Raw genomic sequence first — 625 nt, forward strand, 5'->3', positions numbered from 1 at the left:
GATAATAGTAATCGTCCAATCAAATCTTGGTACATCGGTAACCTAGTTGATGAATATGGAGAGAAGAAAAACACCTCTCACTTTTCATCAGTCACCAAGGTCGCAAATTATCGAACCAAAGGAGGGAGCACCAATTCTGGTTCGATGACTTTCTACTTTGATGTTCAGTCGTTAGAGCGGAACCATGTTTATTTTCCATCAGTCGAACAATTTAGTTCATTCGGAGATGCGGCGAAACGCTATATTGCGGATGTTTATCAAGCGAGTAATTTGACAGGAGAGATCTTAAATCTAAGCCAAAAAGAGAGGAAGTGGATCAAAGACAATCCGGATGTTCGGATAGGTATCGATCCAAATTCGTTGCCTTATGAGGCGGTATCCAATACCGGTGAATACATCGGTATGATTGACGATTACCTAACGCTCATTGAGCAGAAAACAGGGTTAAGTATCAACCATGTAGACGTTGCAAGTTGGTCTGAGACCCGAAGCTTGGTTGATCATCATGAAGTAGAACTGGTCTCCGCAGCACAAGAGAACCGTTCGTTAGGAGACAACGTCAAAGCAGTCAAGAGCCTGTTTTCAAGCCGTTTAGCTATTGCATCGAGACGAGACATAAGTAGCT

The 625-nt window shown here is 42.7% G+C and carries 1 pseudogene; it reads left to right on the forward strand.

The features are described from left to right. Window positions 1-625: pseudogene (locus tag AB4653_RS27980) on the forward strand (two-component system sensor histidine kinase/response regulator); the annotation flags it as partial.

Source organism: Vibrio sp. 10N.222.48.A3, from assembly GCF_041475345.1.
Classification (GTDB): domain Bacteria; phylum Pseudomonadota; class Gammaproteobacteria; order Enterobacterales; family Vibrionaceae; genus Vibrio; species Vibrio tasmaniensis_A.